The sequence below is a fragment of the Stenotrophomonas sp. 364 genome, assembly GCF_009832905.1.
In the GTDB taxonomy this organism is placed as follows: Bacteria; Pseudomonadota; Gammaproteobacteria; order Xanthomonadales; family Xanthomonadaceae; genus Stenotrophomonas; species Stenotrophomonas maltophilia_AP.
The window spans coordinates 2,185,035-2,201,338 of record NZ_CP047135.1; the positions used below are offsets into that span (position 1 = coordinate 2,185,035).

The 16,304-nt window shown below is 65.1% G+C and carries 13 protein-coding genes; 3 read left to right on the forward strand and 10 right to left on the reverse strand.

Features of this window, described 5'->3' with window-relative positions:
* From GQ674_RS09985 to GQ674_RS10030, 10 genes are all read right to left on the reverse strand, one after another.
* Positions 1-2,742, reverse strand: coding sequence for a type VI secretion system Vgr family protein (locus tag GQ674_RS09985; RefSeq protein WP_159496946.1), 2,742 nt, complete (start codon positions 2,740-2,742; stop codon positions 1-3).
* Positions 2,743-2,961: 219 nt separating this feature from the next.
* Positions 2,962-3,315, reverse strand: a complete 354-nt coding sequence (locus GQ674_RS09990; protein WP_159496947.1) for a hypothetical protein — start codon at positions 3,313-3,315, stop codon at positions 2,962-2,964.
* A gap of 25 nt (positions 3,316-3,340) precedes the next feature.
* On the reverse strand, positions 3,341-6,091 hold the full coding sequence (gene tssH / locus GQ674_RS09995; protein WP_159496948.1) for a type VI secretion system ATPase TssH: 2,751 nt from the start codon (positions 6,089-6,091) through the stop codon (positions 3,341-3,343).
* A gap of 71 nt (positions 6,092-6,162) precedes the next feature.
* The gene (tssG, locus tag GQ674_RS10000; RefSeq protein ID WP_159496949.1) at positions 6,163-7,254 is read right to left on the reverse strand and encodes a type VI secretion system baseplate subunit TssG; all 1,092 of its coding nucleotides are present in this window, start codon (positions 7,252-7,254) and stop codon (positions 6,163-6,165) included.
* Entirely contained in the window at positions 7,218-9,053 is a 1,836-nt protein-coding gene (gene tssF / locus GQ674_RS10005; RefSeq protein WP_159496950.1) for a type VI secretion system baseplate subunit TssF, read from the reverse strand. Before tssF ends, tssG begins: the two co-directional genes overlap by 37 nt.
* A 1-nt stretch (position 9,054) precedes the next feature.
* Complete coding sequence (tssE, locus tag GQ674_RS10010; RefSeq protein WP_159496951.1) at positions 9,055-9,546, reverse strand: type VI secretion system baseplate subunit TssE; 492 nt, start codon at positions 9,544-9,546, stop codon at positions 9,055-9,057.
* 139 nt (positions 9,547-9,685) lie between these two features.
* Positions 9,686-10,183, reverse strand: coding sequence for a type VI secretion system tube protein Hcp (locus GQ674_RS10015; RefSeq protein WP_038687991.1), 498 nt, complete (start codon positions 10,181-10,183; stop codon positions 9,686-9,688).
* A 140-nt stretch (positions 10,184-10,323) separates the two neighbouring features.
* Positions 10,324-11,817, reverse strand: a complete 1,494-nt coding sequence (gene tssC, locus GQ674_RS10020) for a type VI secretion system contractile sheath large subunit (protein ID WP_159496952.1) — start codon at positions 11,815-11,817, stop codon at positions 10,324-10,326.
* A 3-nt stretch (positions 11,818-11,820) separates the two neighbouring features.
* The gene (gene tssB / locus GQ674_RS10025; RefSeq protein ID WP_159496953.1) at positions 11,821-12,321 is read right to left on the reverse strand and encodes a type VI secretion system contractile sheath small subunit; all 501 of its coding nucleotides are present in this window, start codon (positions 12,319-12,321) and stop codon (positions 11,821-11,823) included.
* Between the two features lie 36 nt (positions 12,322-12,357).
* Positions 12,358-12,981, reverse strand: coding sequence for a tetratricopeptide repeat protein (locus GQ674_RS10030; RefSeq protein WP_185753497.1), 624 nt, complete (start codon positions 12,979-12,981; stop codon positions 12,358-12,360).
* A 302-nt stretch (positions 12,982-13,283) separates the two neighbouring features.
* Here GQ674_RS10030 and tssJ point away from each other — a divergent pair, with 302 nt between their 5' ends.
* The 3 genes from tssJ to icmH all read left to right on the forward strand — a co-directional run bounded on the left by tssJ (position 13,284) and on the right by icmH (position 16,156).
* The gene (gene tssJ, locus GQ674_RS10035) at positions 13,284-13,844 is read left to right on the forward strand and encodes a type VI secretion system lipoprotein TssJ (protein ID WP_236546289.1); all 561 of its coding nucleotides are present in this window, start codon (positions 13,284-13,286) and stop codon (positions 13,842-13,844) included.
* A 186-nt stretch (positions 13,845-14,030) separates the two neighbouring features.
* Positions 14,031-15,365, forward strand: a complete 1,335-nt coding sequence (tssK, locus tag GQ674_RS10040; RefSeq protein ID WP_038687986.1) for a type VI secretion system baseplate subunit TssK — start codon at positions 14,031-14,033, stop codon at positions 15,363-15,365.
* Positions 15,362-16,156, forward strand: a complete 795-nt coding sequence (icmH, locus tag GQ674_RS10045; RefSeq protein ID WP_181394032.1) for a type IVB secretion system protein IcmH/DotU — start codon at positions 15,362-15,364, stop codon at positions 16,154-16,156. Before tssK ends, icmH begins: the two co-directional genes overlap by 4 nt.
* Positions 16,157-16,304: the final 148 nt, after the last annotated feature.

The following is a 16,304-nucleotide window of genomic DNA, read 5'->3' on the forward strand; positions in this document are numbered from 1 at the left end:
TCAGCTCCCCAGCGGCACAACAGCCGCACCACTCTGCTCGGCTGCTCTCACGCGGAACTGGCACGGCCCGTGGCTTCCGGAAGGCAAGGTGGGCGCCGCAAGCTTCAACGCCTTGGCGCCCGTCCACTCCCGCTGCGTGCCCTTGAACTCCACCTTCCCGGGCGCGCCCAGCTCGATATTGTCGCCCTCGATCCGGATGTAAGCGCCGGCCGCCGTCGCCAGCAGATGCTTGCTCGGCGCCGAGAGCTGCACATCGGCCTGGGTACTGGTGATCTTCACGTTGGTCTTGGCTGCCAGGATCGCCTGGTTCTTGTGCGCGCGTGCACTCACCTTACCCTGCGCGGCGTGCAGCGCGATGCCGCGTTCCTGATTCGGGCTTTCGGGCTTCGGCTCGGCACCGGCCGTGTACAGCACCAGCCCGCCGGCCACCGCCATCGTGATCGAGCCCTGGCTGAGCCAGTTCAACGCCACGCCCGAAGCCAGCGTGGTGTGCGTACCACTTACCCAGACCTGGTCGGCCGGGGTCAGGCTCATCACACCGGCCACGCCGCTGCCCATCAGCACCGGCTTGTCCCAGCCCGGGGCATCGCCGTCGCCGCCGCTGATGCTGCCCGCCGCGCTGCCGCTCTGGGTGGCGCGCAGGCTTTCCTGCAGCTGTTCCAGGGCGTCGTGGGCCTGGAGCGTGGTCGGCTCCTCGGGCAGTTGCGCCTGCTGGTTCACTGCCGATTCGTTGAGCGATTGCAGCAGCTCGGCACTTTCCTGCAGTTGGGTCAGTGCCTGGTTGGCGGCCAGCTGGGGTTCGCCCGGCTCGGTGCTCAGCAGTAGGCCTTTGCCTCCACGCAGTGACCCAAAGGCCTGCGTGGAAAGCTCGGCGCCGAAGCCACGCTCGGTCTCGCGCACGTTGTCTTCGCCGCCCTTCAGGTGGCCCAGGGTCAGCGTGGTGGCGTGTTGGGTGGTGGAAAGCTGCGCGCGGCCCTGGCCGGGCGTGTCATCCAGGCGCATGTGCTGGTAACCGCCCTGCCCGCCCTGGCTGTCGGCCAGCGCCTGGCTCTTGAAACCGGTGTAGACCGCAGCGTGTTCATTGCCGTCGAACCACGCCGGCGCATTGCCGGTCGCGTTGGCACCGCCGCTGGCGACCTGGTTATGGGCGGCGTCGGTCTGGCCGCGGCCGTTGTAGACCGCGCCGACCACGACCGGGCGGTCGATGTCGCCCTCGAGGAAGGCCACCAGGACTTCCTGGCCGCGACGGGGCAGCACCACGCCGCCCCAGTTGTCACCGGCCCAAGGGGTCATCACCCGCACCCAGGTCCACGCTCCACCGTTGGCCGGGGCGTTGTCGTCGCCGCCGGGATGGGCCAAACCGGTGCTGGAGCTGCCGCCGCGCTGCCACGGGAACTGCACTTTGATGCGGTGGTCGCGGTCGGACTGCAGCGGCTCACCGTCGGTGACCACGATGGCGCTGAGCGTGCCGGTGATCGACGGGCGCGGATGCAGGCGGGTGCCGTGGCCGTCCTCGGTCTGCGGGCGGTACACCACGTCGGCCGGGATGGCGACGAAGCGGTTGTCGTAGAAGGTGGTGGTGAGGTCCGGCGCAGTGGTGGCCACGGACAAGCCCGTCAATGCGCCCGGCAGGCTGAGCGGCGCCTGCGCGGCCGGCCCTAGCTGCTGCTCCAGCGCGTCGAACACATCGGCCTCGAAATTGTTGCGCGCCTGGTGCTGCACCGACAGGCACAGGAAGGCGGTGCCCGCGTCCACGCCCGGATGCTGCCCCAGCTGGAACTGCGCCCCGGGCGTGAGCTGCCGCCATTTGCCCTGCCCTTCAATCGTGTGCGCGCGCACACGCAACGCATCCAGGTGCTGCTGCGCGCGGCGCTGGCCACGCGCGTTGTCCTGCCAGCCGTACGGGCCGCAGGTGTCGGCATCTTCGCCGGTCGCCTCGTGCGCGGCCTGCGCTTCCGCGCTGGCCTGCCGCAGTTCCAACGTGCGGTGATCCCAGGTATGCCGGGAGACCTTGGTGGTGAGCCAGCGGCGCGCGGTCGACCACTGCTGCACGCTGTCATCGCGCTCGGTCACATCGCCACGGTGGAAGCGCACCGCGCCGAGATCCTTGGCGCCATGGTGGTTGTCGGCCAGCACCAGCGTGTGCGCACCAAACGAGTCGCTGCCCGGGTCTGCGGCATGCTCGAACCAGTAATAAATGCCCTCCTCGGCCAGCAGACGCTGCACGAAGGCCAGGTCGGTTTCCTGGTACTGCGTGGTCAGGCTGCGCCTGGCGTAGAGGCTGCGATCGGTCAGGTCCCAGCGCCATGCCGGTACCAGGCCGCTGTAGTCGGCAAACACGTTCTCGACGATGTCGACCACGCTGGCGTCATGGAATACATAGCTGTCCACGCGCTGGCCCAGGAAGGCCAGCCACGGCTGCAGGCGCAGGCGATACCGCGCCAGGCCGCCGTTGCTCCCGATCCGCTCGGCGGCGGTGATCCGGCCATGGAACGGGCGGGCGTTGCCGATGGCCTGCATCTGCAGCAATGCCGGCTGCCCCAGCAGGCCGTCCAGCGACAGGTTGGCATCGGCCGACAACGCAATGACATCGAACACGAATCCGATGCCGTCGATCTGCTCGGCGCCATTGAGCGACTCGGCCACCAGCACGTCGCTCCCCAGCGAGGTGCGCAGCTGCAGCAGGCGCTGTGCCTGCCCGGGTGCCGCAAGCGCGGCGAGTATCTTGGTTACGGAATCCATGATGCTTCCCCGCATTCATTAGCCCAGTGAATTCGACTGGGACGATCCATCGTCAGCATAAATCAGCGCAAGCACCACGCGGTTCGCCCGAGCTGGAACCCGGGCGAGCATCGCGCCACATGCGTCACATTTTGCAAGCCAAATCACACTTTAAAGGCGATATGTCACCCCTCAGCGCCTGCCACACTCCTGTGCAGCAGACGCTCCGGGCGGCCTCTATCAGGCCGACTGCGTAATACGTTCCAGCTGCAGCTTGGCACCTTCGTTCAGCAGCAGGCGGTAGTCGCGGCCGCCAGCGGTGACCGAGACTTCACGGGCATTGCTGACCAGCTGGTTGGCCTTGCCCTGCGCCGGCGCGTGGTTCTGGATGCGCCAGGCACCACGGCTGATCTGTGCGGCCAGGTTGCGGGCATCCTGGCGGGCGTCGGCGGCGGCACCGTGCAGCAGCTCGACGATGTGCTCCGGGCGCAGGCGGTTCCAGGCGCGCACGTTGTTGGTGTCGCGGGCCAGGCCCAGTTCCAGGCTGCCACAGTTGGCAATGGCCTTGGCGCGGTTGAATCCGTAGAAATCCATATTCGTATCTCCTTCCAGTCGACAATCAGGACAGCTTGTATTTGAAGGCGCCGTTCTTCCCTGCGGTCACCTTGATGGTGTTGATCCGGTTCCCCTCGGCCATGGCCGCCAGGACGCTTTCCGCGACCTCCGGCAGCAGCGTACCGTTGAGGATGTGATCAACATTGCGTGCACCCGAATCCACCTCGGTGCAACGCGACAGCACGGCCTCGACCAGGCTGTCGTCCCACAAGAACGTGGCCTTGTGGTTACCCGCCACTCGGTCGCGGATGCGGCCGAGCTTGAGCGCGATGATCTGGGCCAGCACGTCGTCGTTGATCGGGAAGTACGGCACGACTTTCATGCGGCCCAGGAACGCGGGCTTGAAACTCTTCATCAACACCGGGCGCAGGGCTTCACCCAGTGCTTCGGCAGTGGGGATCTCCTCGGCCGGCTTGTTCAGGCAGGCCTGCATGATCTGCGAGGAGCCGATGTTGGAGGTCAGGATGATCAGCGTATTGCGGAAGTCGATCTCGCGACCTTCGGCGTCGTCCATCTGGCCCTTGTCGAACACCTGGAAGAACATCTCCAGCACGTCCGGATGGGCCTTTTCCACTTCATCCAGCAGGACCACGCTGTAGGGGTTGCGGCGGACCGCTTCGGTCAGCACGCCACCTTCGCCGTAGCCCACGTAACCCGGGGGCGAGCCCTTGAGGCCGGAAACGCTGTGCGCTTCCTGGTACTCGCTCATGTTGATGGTGATCAGCTTGCGCTCGCCGCCGTACAGGATGTCGGCCAGCGCCAGCGCGGTCTCGGTCTTGCCCACGCCGGACGGGCCGACGAACATGAACACACCGCGCGGCTTGTTCGGGTCTTCCAGCTTGGCCGTGGCGGTGCGCACGCGCTGGGCGATGGCCTCCAGCGCATGGTCCTGCCCGATCACGCGGTCGACCAGCAGGGTGCCCAAGGTGCGCACCGTGCGGATCTCGTCCTTGACCATCCGGCCCAGCGGGACGCCGGTCCAGGCCGAGACGATTTCGGCCACCACGCCGCCATCCACCTGCAGCGGCACCATCGGGGTGTCGCCCTGCAGCTGGCGCAGTTCGGCCAGCAGGCGGTCCAGCTCGGCCTGCTGCGGCGACACTGCGGCGGCGGCGGCCTTCTTGCCGCGCGCCGCAGGCTTCCCGGCGGCGCCGGCGTCAGCCGGAGTTGCCTCACTGCCAGCCGCCTCGGCGCCGCCATTCTCCATCTGCTGGCGCAGCTGGCGGATCTGGTCGGCCAGGGCACGCTCCAGCGAGAGGCGCTCTTCATTGGTGGCCAGCACGGCCCGGGCATCGGCCTGCAGCTGCTGCAGTTCGGCCAGACGCTCGGCATGGTGGTTGGCGCCGCCGGCGGTTTCGCGCTGCAGCGCGGCCAGTTCGGCATCTAGGCGATCGAGGTGCTTGCGGGTGTCTTCGATGATCGCCGGGGTGGCGCTCTGGCCCAGTGCCACCTTCGCGCACGCGGTGTCGAGCACGCTGACGGCCTTGTCAGGCAGCTGGCGACCGCTGATGTAACGGTGCGACAGGCGCACTGCTTCGGTAACGGCTTCATCCATCACGCGGATGTTGAAGTGCGCTTCCATCAGGCCGACCATGCCGCGCAGCATCGCGGCGGCCAGGGCTTCGGTGGGTTCTTCCACCTTGACTACCTGGAAGCGACGCGCCAACGCGGCGTCCTTTTCGAAGTACTTTTTGTATTCGCTCCAGGTGGTGGCCGCAATGGTGCGCAGCTCGCCACGGGCCAGGGCCGGTTTGAGCAGGTTGGCCGCGTCGTTCTGACCCGCGGTGCCACCGGCACCGATCATGGTGTGGGCTTCGTCGATGAACAGGATGATCGGATGCGGGCTCTTCTTGACCTCGTCGATCACGTTCTTGAGGCGGTTCTCGAACTCGCCCTTGACGCTGGCACCGGCCTGCAGCAGACCCATGTCCAGGGTGTGCAGCTCCACGCCCAGCAGCACGTCGGGCACATCCTTGTCGGCGATGCGGCGGGCCAGCCCTTCCACCACGGCGGTCTTGCCCACGCCGGCCTCACCGGTGAGGATCGGGTTGTTCTGGCGGCGTCGCATCAGGATGTCGATCACCTGGCGGATCTCGCCGTCACGGCCGATCACCGGATCGATGCGACCTTCGCGGGCACGCTCGGTCAGGTTGGTCGTGAACTGGTCCAGCGCCGGCGTCTTGGACAGCCCGCCCTTGCCGCCGTCCACGGCCGCGGCGGTCTCGCCACCGAGGTCGCCCTCGCCTGCGCCCGCATCGGCGTTGCGCACGGTCTGGGTGGCTTCCTGCGAGCCCTCGGTGAGCTTGGCGAAATCGTGCTTGAGCTCGTCCAGCTTGAAGCGCACGAACAGCTTGGAGCCGCGGTAGGCCAGCTGCGACAGCTCCGGCTCGGTCATCAGCGCCAGCAGCAGGTGGCCGCTGCGGATGCGGCTGGTTTCCGAATCGAGCGAGGCGATCAGCCAGGCGTGCTCGAACAGCTTGGGAATGTGCTGGGAAAACACCGGCGTGCGGCTGTTGCCGGTCTTGAACTGGCTGATTTCGTCGGAGAGGTCGCGTTCCAGCGCATCCGGCGAGATGCCGCAGCGGCGGGCGATCAACACGAAATCGCTGTGCGGCTGCTCCAGCAGCGCCAGGAACAGATGCTCCAGATCAACCTCGTAGTTGCCGCGCGACATGCACAGGTTGGCGGCACGCTCGGCGGCCAGACGGCAGGTGTCGTCCAGCTTGCTGATCAGGGTCTTGAGATTGATGCTCATGCGGGAAAACGCGCTCCTTGCTGAAACCTGTTGATGAAGGGCAGCGGCCGGTCAGCCCTGCCCCGACCTGTTCATTGCAGTGTATGGATGCCGTAGGTGGTGTCCGACCGCGGGCCGTCGGCGGCGCGCGAGCACATGTAACTGTCCCAGCCCAGCCGCGCGCCGACGCCGGCACCCAGCCCGGCGCCGCGCACGTCTTCCTGGCGCAGCACCAACCGCACTTCGTATTCCAGCGTGCCGCCGGTCAGCAGCGACAGCCACTTGGCCAGCGCCTGCTCGGCGCTGCCGCCGGGCAGGAAATCATCGAACTGCTCCCGTCGCAGCGGGCCGATGCTCAGGCGCATGCGCAGGTCGCGTTGCCAGACCCGGTCGCCGGCCAGCGCACTGGCGCCGAGCGTGGCGTTGGCCTGGCCCAGGCGCGTGGACTGTCCGGCCGGCACCCGGTACCAGGCGCCCACGAACTGCTCCAGCGCCAACGGCACCAGGAAGTAGTCCGCCAGCACCCGCTGCATCAGCGCCGCCGACACCGGGCGTTGCCGCACGGCCCCTGCGTAATAGGCAAACGCCTGGTCGAACACGTCGCCGTGCCCATCCACCAGGCGGTCGCGCAGTTCGTTCATGCCCATGCCGAACAGCGACATGATCAGCGGCAGGAAGCGCTCGCGCCGGTCGATCTCATACTGCAGGGCCAACCGGTGCTTCTTCCAGGCCGCGTAATGCAGCGACACCGCACGCGTGGAGAAGATGTCCAGGAACGCGCGTGCGGTGCGGTCGCGGTCGTACAGCTCGCGGATCTGCAGGGTTTCGGTGTAGTGCAGCGGCAACGCGCCGGAGGTGCCCAGCAAGCCCATGAAGTGCGGGGTCAGGTGCACCTCGGCCAGGGTCTCGTGCTCGAGCGCGTGGTCGATCGCCGCGGCGTCTTCCAGCTTGTCGCCCTTGAGCGAGTACGCCACGCATTCCGAGCTCAACTCGGTGGCCGGGAAACCCAGCGACAACGGGTTGCGGAACCGCACCCGCATGGGCACGGCCTGGCCTGCCTTCACGCCCTGGCGCTGGAACACCTGCTCCAACAACCGCGCCGCCTGGAAGAACTCGAAGCGGTGCGGTTCGGCGAGCAGTTGCTGGGCTACGCCAGGATCGATTCGCCGCTTCGCGCCGGGCATCGGACGATCTCCTCACCGCTGTCGCTGGACACCAGCACCAGCCGGGTGAAACTGTTGGCATGCACGTACAGTGCAAAGAAGTGATCCATGACCTGGGCGAACGCGGCAATGCCGGCGCCCACGAAATGATTCTCGTTGATGGTCAGGCGGATCTCCAGCCCGCGTACGACCGAAGCAAACTGCTTGCCGGACATCCAGCTGGTCACCGGGTGCTGCTCCAATGCCAGGATGCCGTCGATCTGCCGGGCCGACACGTTGTTGCCGGACAGGTCGTACAGCCGCAGCATCTCCTTCAGCGCGGTCAGCCCGCTGCCGGTCAGCGACAACTGGTTCAACGACAGGTGCGAAATCAGCCGCCATTGGGCGTTCTTGCCCTGGCGGAAACGCAACGGCCGGGTCGGTTTACGCAGCAGGCTGATCGCCCGCGCGGGCGTACCGCCTTCCAGGGTAAGATCGCCGCCGGCCACGCCATGGGCAAGGTGGCTGGGCAGGTCCCGGTTGCTGCAGGTCAGCTCCAGGCTGACCGTATCGGTCTGCGGCAGGGTCGGGTTGAAGGCCAGGTCGACGAAGCTGATCTCGGTTTCAAAGCCCGGGCTCTGCCGCGCGATGTCCTCGTCGCGGCGCGACACCCAGTACTGCCCCGTGCGGTCCGGATCTTCGCCATGGTGCAGGGAATAGAATGGACGGAAGGCCTGGATAACCTCGCCTTGCGGCGTCTGCCGGATGCGATGGACCGAGTCGATCGAATGCACCTCATAGGCAAACGCACGCCGCGCATCGGCCAGCACCGCGTAGCTGACCGTACGATGGGTCACGCGGATCGGCTCGCCGGGCTGGGTGAACAGGTTGACGATCGGCGTGCAGCCCAGGCGGACGTTGCTGGCGCTCAGGTCTTCCAGGACCAGCTGGTTGCCACGCTCGGGGGCGCTGGCCTGCAGGATCAGGTGCAGGGTGAAGCTGCGGCTGGCTCCGGCGGTAACCGGCTTGAGCAGCAGGTCGACGAAGCCGAACTTTTCCGGGTAGGCAAACAGCTCGGTCAGCAGGCGATAGGCCGGGTGCGAGCGCGCGGGGAAGTCGACCAGCGATTCGTTCTCGCTGAAGCCGACCTGGCGCAGCGGCACCTCGTCCAGGCGGCGCCAGCGGCCGCTGTTGTCGGCCTCCACGTAGGCCACCTTGACCCCGAGCGCCAGCGCATCGCGCAGCGACGCGCGCAGCGAGGGCTCACCGTCCAGGAACAGGCGCAGGGCGTCGGTGCCCAGCGTGTCGAAGCTGGCCTGGTCGGACACCAGGCGGAAACTGAGCGACACCTGCGCGCCGCTGCCGGCCGGCAGGCTGGTGGCCATCGGCGCTTCGGCCACGCCCCGGTACACCGCCGACTGCACCGCGATCGGTGCCAGAACCACGTCGAAGGCGGTGCGGAAGCGGCAGGACACGCCGCGCACCGGGCGCGACTGCAGGGCCGTGCCGCGCGCCACGGTGATCGGCGCGCTTAACTTGGACGACACCCCGTCCATGTCGAAATGGGCGATCGAGCACGACGGGAACGGCCGCAGGTAGTGCGGATACAGGACGTCCAGCAGGGCGTCGGTGAATTCGGGGTAATCGTCTTCGATGCGCTTGGAAACGCGTGCGCTGAGCAGCGCGAAGGCTTCGATCAGGCGCTCGACGTGCGGGTCCTGGCTGCCTTCAGCATTGAGCTGCAGGCGGCCGGCAATCTTGGGGTAGCGGTCGGCGAACTCGCGGCCATAGCGGCGCAGGTAAGCCAGCTCGCGTTCGTAATAGGGCAGCAGATCCTGCATGTCAGCTGGTCGCCTGCTGGCGACGCGTGCGGCTGACCTGGTACTGCAGGGTCGACGGCTGCAGCATCGCATCGAAACTGACCGGCTCGCGGGCCGGCTCGAGGTCGAGCAATGCGCTGATGGTGAAGTGCAGGCCGCCCCCGAACTGCGAGCCAACCTCCAGGCTGACGCCCACGTTCTTCAAACGGCGCTCATGCCGGGCCACGGCCTGCTCCAGCGAGCGACAGATGGCGGCACGGTCATAGGCGTTGGCCAGGCTCATCGCGGAAAAATCCGCCAGGCCGTAGGTGAGCAGCGATTGTTTGCAGTTCGGGAATTCGGCCATGTCTTCTTCCTGGAACGCTGCTCGGGAATTGAGCAGGCCTTCCAGGTCGCGGGCGATTGATTCCTTGTACTGGTCCAGCGATATGGACTTGAACACATGCCCTCCCCCATTGGACTTGGGGGCATCGTCAAACAGTTTCTCGAGCAAGCTGGGTTCGAGTCCCTTCATTGGTCATTCCGGTCTGTCTGCGTCCCTGCATCATGCAGAGGGGCAACACGCGCTGCGGCCGTTCCTGGCCACTCCCGATGTACTGCCAGGTGATTTCAGACTGCGATGGCGCACAAGGCGCCATCGCAGCGACACTACATCAAACGGCGTAGTTCGGAATGTTCTTGGTTGCACTCCACTGCGCCACGGCCTTGCCACCAACGCCGCCTTCCGGCTTCTGCTGCTGGTAGGTCCACTTGATCGCACCAAAGCTCAACTGAATCACTTCCTGCGGCATCCCCTCGGAATCAACCGTGGTGGTGACGCGGTGAACCAGGACGTTCAGCAGCTCGACCGTGTAGTAATTGATCGCGTTGCCGTCCTTGTCAGCGCGCATGAATTCAATGCGAGCCTTCGGGAAGGTGGTGCCATTGCTGGCCGCCTGGTTCAGGGCAGTGGTGGCGAGATCGATCGTCTTGGTGATTTCGATCGGCGACAGATTCACACGAGCTGCGGTGGTGCCACCCGAGGTCGACGCGGTGGCCGAACGCGGCTGCAGCAGATCCTGCGAGAAGGACTGGATTTCAATCCAATCCTTGTGCTTGTCGTCGTGGGACTCGCCCTTGATGGTGTCGATAGAGAGGAAAGCGTGCTGCATATCTGGTCTCCTAAGTTCCGGTCTTCCGTGAGATTGGGTGCCGGGATCGCTCCCGGCGGTTCAGGGGGGTTTAACCCTCTTGGAAAAACGTCGCTGCAATCAGGGCATCCGCCCCTTGGCGCTACAGCAACATCAATGCGTTACGACTTTTTTGCAGTTGCCGGCAATTCGGCAACCAATCGCAACGAAACAGACAGCTCATCGAGCTGGAAATGCGGCCTGATGAAGGCCACAGCGCGGTAGACACCAGGTTTCCCCGGCACTTCCGAAACGTTCACAGCGGCTTCGCGCAGCGGGTACTGGGCCTTGGCTTCCTGGGAGGCGTTGTCGTCCAGCAGTACGTACTGCGAGATCCAACGGTTCAGGAACTCCTCGACATTGCCTGCCGAAGCGAAGCTGCCAATCTTCTCGCGCATCATCGCCTTCAGGTAATGGGCGATACGCGAGACGGCGAACATGTACTGCAACTGGGCAGACAGGATCGCATTGGCATTGGCCGAATCGGTGTTGTACTTCTTCGGCTTCTGTGCCGACTGGGCGCCGAAGAACGCGGCGTAGTCGGTATTCTTGCAGTGGACCAGCGGAATGAAACCGAGGTCACTGAGTTCTTTTTCGCGACGATCGGTGATCGCCACTTCGGTCGGGCACTTCAGTGCCACTTCACCGTCGTCGGTGCGGAAGGTATGGGTGGGCAGGTCCTCGACCAGGCCACCGCCTTCAACGCCGCGGATGGCCGCACACCAGCCGTAATCCTCGAACGCGTGGGTGAGACGCGCGGCCATGGCATAGGCGGTGTTGCACCACAGGAACTTGCTGTGGTCGGCGGCTTCCACTTCCTCGACGAAGTTGAAGCCTTCGACCGTGGTTCCGTCCTTCGGGTTGTACGGCAAGCGACCCAGGAAGCGCGGCAGGGTCAGGCCCACGTAACGGCTGTCCTCGCTTTCACGGAACGACTTCCACTTGGCGTATTCGACCGTGTCGAAGATCTTCGCCATGTCGCGCGGCTTGCCCAGGTCGGTGAAGGTCTCCAGGCCGAACATGCCCTCGGACGCAGCCGAAATGAACGGCGCATGGGCGGCAGCGGCCACGTGCGACATCTGCTCGACGAAGTACATGTCTTCCGGCTGGCGGCCGATGAAATAGTCACCGACCAGCGCACCGAACGGCGCACCACCGAAGGTGCCGAATTCTTCTTCGTAGACCTTCTTGAACAGCGCGCTCTGATCGAAGTCGATCGCCGACTTGAAGTCCTTGACCAGGTCCTTCTTTGGCGCGTTGAAGACCTTGATCTTCATGTTCGGGCCGGTGGAGGTCTGCTGGCACAGGTAATGCAGGCCGCGCCAGGTGCTTTCCAGCTGCTGGAACTGCGGGGCATGCATGACCGCGCTGAGCTGCTCGGAGATGATCCGGTCAATCTCGGCGATGCGCGCATCCAGGGTCAGGTTGAGGTTGTCGGACACCACCACGGTGCCTTCCAACACTTCCCTGGCCAGCTCGGAAATGATGTCCTTGGCACGCTGGTGCTCGGTCTCGGACTTGGCGACCTTGCTCTTCTCGACGATCTGGTCGAGCAGGCCGATTTCCTCGACGGCTGCGGCCGACTGTTCGGCTACACCGGTAGCTTCTGCTGCCATGGCTTATTGCTCCTTGCCCGTGCCCAGCTTCTTGAGCTGTTCGGTGTTGTTCAGGACATCGGTCAGCAGGTCTTCCAGCTTCTCGTTGCCGGCCAGCTTGTTGCGCAGGTCGGCCAGCTTGGTGCGCGATTCCAGCAGCTTGCGCAGCGGTTCGATCTGGTCGACCACCGATTCGGGGCGGAAATCGTCGATCGAGTTGAACTTCAACTCGACGCCGAACTCGCCGCCGGCATCACTGATCTTGTTGGCGACGCGATAGACGGCGCGCGGAGCGACGCCTTCCATCACTTCGTCGAAATTGTCCAGGTCGACGTTGACGAACTTGCGGTCCTTGACCTTGGGCAACGGCTGTTCCGGGTTGCCGCTCAGGTCACCGAGCACGCCCACCACGAACGGCAGCTCCTTCTGTTCGATCGCATCACCCTTTTCCACGTCGTAGGTCAACTGCACGCGCGGGGGGCGGATCTTCTGGAGCCGCTTCTGAATACTGTCCTTCTTCGCCATCGGTGTCTCCTGACTGGGGGCGTTACTGCGTACGGATCAGTTGCCGCCGAGGTTCTGGAAGGGATCGCCGCCGTTGGACGACGCCGGACGTGCAGCAGGCGCGGCAGCAGGTGCTGCGGCCGGTGCGGTGGTTCGACGGGTGCCCGTGCGACGGGCCGGCGTGCGCGGCTTCGGCTTGGGATCTTCAAGCACGGCATCGCCCATGGTCTTGCGCAGCGTGTCGGCCAGGGTCTTGGCTTCCTTGCGCGCGGTTTCCGATGCCAGTGCGCCGCGGCCCTGCAGGCGCGTCAGCGAGGTGTTGGCGATGCGGAAGCCAGCCACGGTGATCACGCCATCGGCGACCAGGTCGTCCGGATCGCGCTGCAGCACTTCTTCGGCGGCAACGATGGCGCGCGCGTACTGGCCCTGATCGAACTGCAGCTGCGCGATGCGCACCCACGGTTCCTTGCGGGTCGGATCGGCGCGTGCGGCGTCTTCAAAACTCTTGATGGCGGCTTCGGAACCCACCGTGGTGACCTGCGTCTCCGCCGTGGTCATCGTTGCATCGTACGGAGGGACCGCGCCCTTCTTCGGCGCCGACGAACAGGCCGCCAGACCGGACAGCAGTGCCATTGCCAACAACGGCCGATAGACAGCCTTCCCCATTACCTTCACTTTCATGCCAATCCCTCATGGAAACTTCTAAAGGTGAGTCCGGTCCCCGCCGATACAACACACGGGATTCCCTTCCCTAACCGTCGCAAGTGTACAACTGCAAATACGCAGGGGTATAGTGAAGCGCATAGCGTGTTTCAATGCAACGTTGCTGTTTTTCACACCGTCTTCCGCGATCTTGACGTACACGCGGCTTCGCAACGCCCCGCTGATCACCACCCCCATCCTCCGTCCGAGAATGCATGAAACCCCTCATGAGCCGAAATTTCTGGTTAGGGCGCCACACTGTTATATGTCTTGTCACGGCGATGTCATTGTCCTTGTCCGGCTGCGCGAGCGGCGGACTGGGAAAGGCCATGGACAAGACGCTGCAGGCGGTCGGGATCCGTGATGCCCAACCGGAGGCCCCGCCGGTCGTTCCCCTGCGACTGCTGGCTGGCATCAACCTCAACGCCGGCAATGACAAGCGCGCCACTGCCGCGGTAGTGAAGGTCTACCACCTGCGCAGTGCACAGCGTTTCGAGCAGGCCCCCTTCAATGCCTTCCTCGACCAGAGTGGCGAACAGGCCGCGCTGGGTGCGGACCTGCTGTCGGTCAACGAGATCGTACTGACCCCGGGCAACCGGCAGGAGCTCAAGGAACAACTGAGTGAAGGCACCGCGGTGCTGGGTGTGGTTGCCCTGTTCCGCGCGCCGGCTGAAGGCCGCTGGCGGTTCGCGTTCGACAGCAAGCACAAGAACCTGGCCAACGAAGGTATTACGGTCGGAATCCATGCCTGCGCACTGACCACTGACAGCCAGGCCCTGGTCACGCGCGTGTCAGGGGACCCGGGCAGTCTCGCTTCCGTGCGCTGCGTCTCTCCTCGTTGAAGATGCCTGCATTCTGACGTCAGAATCCCGGCATGCGGTAGTATTGTTGTGTAGCCGGGCATCAAAAACGTGATGCATCTCGCACTTTCACGTTCCTGTCTTGGGACTGTGTGTGGAACCCTAGTGTGTATCGGGCGGGGTTGGCCCGAGATTTCCAAGGATTGAAATGTGGCATATGTAAGCAGGATGTCCAAAGTTCTCTGGGGTGAAGGTCTGTTCCTGAGGCCCCAGCATTTCCAGCGCCAGGATGCGTATCACGAGGCGCGTCTGCAGGACCTGTCACTCACGCTGCACCCCTATGCCTGGGGCTGCCGTCGCGTGCGTTTCGATCCGCAGGCCCTCGGCAGCGGCACGCTGCGTCCGCTGGACATTTCGGCCGTGTTTCCCGATGGCGAAAGCTACGACGCACCGGTGCACGACGCACTGCCCGACGCGCTTTCGCTGAAGGACCTGCCGCCCGGCGTGCAGTCCACGGTGATCCACCTCGCCCTGCCGTTGCTGCGCGATGACGGCGACAACTGCGCCGACGCGGAGTCCAGCCAGCTGGCGCGCTATCGCCAGATCAATCGCGGCGCCAACGACCTCTACACCGATGCGGTGGAAGCCGAACTCGGCTTCCTCGGCAAGGCGGTGAAGCTGCTGACCGACGAGAACCCGCGCGACCCCTATTCCACTGTGGCGCTGGCGCGCATCCGCCGCACGTCCACCGGAGGCTTCGAGCTCGACGACGAGTTCATTCCGCCGTGCGCGCACCTGGAAGCCTCACCGACCCTGCATCGGGAACTGCGTGGCATCCTCGATTCGCTGCAGGCCAAGGTGGACGCGCTGTACGGCCTGCACCGCGAGCCGTCGAAGAACATCATCGAGTTCCGCTCCGGCGACATCGCCTCGTTCTGGCTGCTGCACACGATCAACTCGTCGTTCAGTTCGTTGGCGCATCTGTACCACCACCCGCAGCTGCATCCCGAACGCCTGCACCAGGAACTGCTGCGCATGGCCGGGGCGATGCTGACGTTCTCCAATGCCTACGCGCTCAACGATCTGCCGCGCTATCTGCACGCGCAGCCCGAAGCCGGTTTCCGGCAGTTGTTCGAGATCATCCGCACGCTGCTGGACACGGTGATTTCGGCGCGTTACTTCAAGATCGCACTCAACGAAGTCAAGCCGTCCTACCACCTGGGCCGGCTGGACTCGCAGCGCATCGATGGTGATGCCTCGTTCTACCTGGCGGTGTCGGCCGACGTGCCGGCGCAGGAGCTGGTGCAGACGGTGCCGGTGCGCTTCAAGATCGGTGCGCCGGACGACGTGGAGAAATGCGTGCTGTCGGCCCTGCCCGGCGTCAAGCTCACCCACGCCAACCAGGTGCCGGCCGCTATCCCGGTGCGCCCGGGCAGCCACTACTTCGAACTGGATACGCGCGGCGCGCTGTATGAGCGCATGCTCAAGTCGCAGTCGCTGATGGTGTACGTGCCGTCCGGCATTGCCGACCTCAAAATGGAACTTGTTGCGGTGACCTCATGATGAATTCGCCCCTGCCCCCTACCCCGGGCCCGATGCCCTCGCTGAGCTCGCATGGCGGCCTGGCTGCGCCTGCCCCGCAGGCCGCCAATCCGCAGAGTCTGCAGGACCTGATGGCCGATGGCTTCTACCTGCTGTTGCTGCTCAAGCGTGGGCAGCTGCCCTCCGACGGTGAAGCGTTCGTGTCCACCGTGCAGAAGTTCCTGGACGGCGTGGAGCGTAACGCCAACCGCATGGGCATCGCCTCGGAAGATGTTTACGCCGCCAAGTACGCGTTCTGCGCCGCGGTGGACGAAGCGATCCTGTCGCAGCCGTCGTCGCTGCATGAGTCCTGGGAGCGCAACCCGCTGCAGCTGCGCCTGTTCGGCGAGCACCTGGCCGGTGAACACTTCTTCGACCGGCTTGAAGAGCTTCGCCGCCAGGGCGCCCCGCGCCTGCCGTCGCTGGAGGTGTACCACTTCTGCCTGCTGATGGGCTTCGAGGGCAAGTACCGCCTGGAAGGTACCGAGAAGCTCGGCTACCTCACCGCCCGTCTGGGCGATGAGATCGTCTACCTCAAGGGCAAGCGCCACGGCTTCGCGCCCCATGCACTGCCACCGGACAACGTGCGCCACAGCCTGCGCCGCGTGGTGCCGCTGTGGATGCCTGCGGCACTGGTCGCCGGGTTCGGCCTGCTTGGATTCTTCGGCCTGCGCTTCTATCTGGGTCACGAAACCCAGCAGCGGATGGCGGCGTACAACGATGTGGTGCAGATGCCGCAGCGTACGGCGCACATCACCATTACGCTGCCCTGAGCCACGCACCCCGGATGGGCACCGACGCACCAGGGCCAATCCCCCCGTTTCGGCCTGCCGCCTTGCAGTGACGTACTGCGTGCCGCACACCGTTAATTAGAGATGTTAGTCACAGTTTTCGCCGTTGCCGGTTCGCTATTCCGCCCTC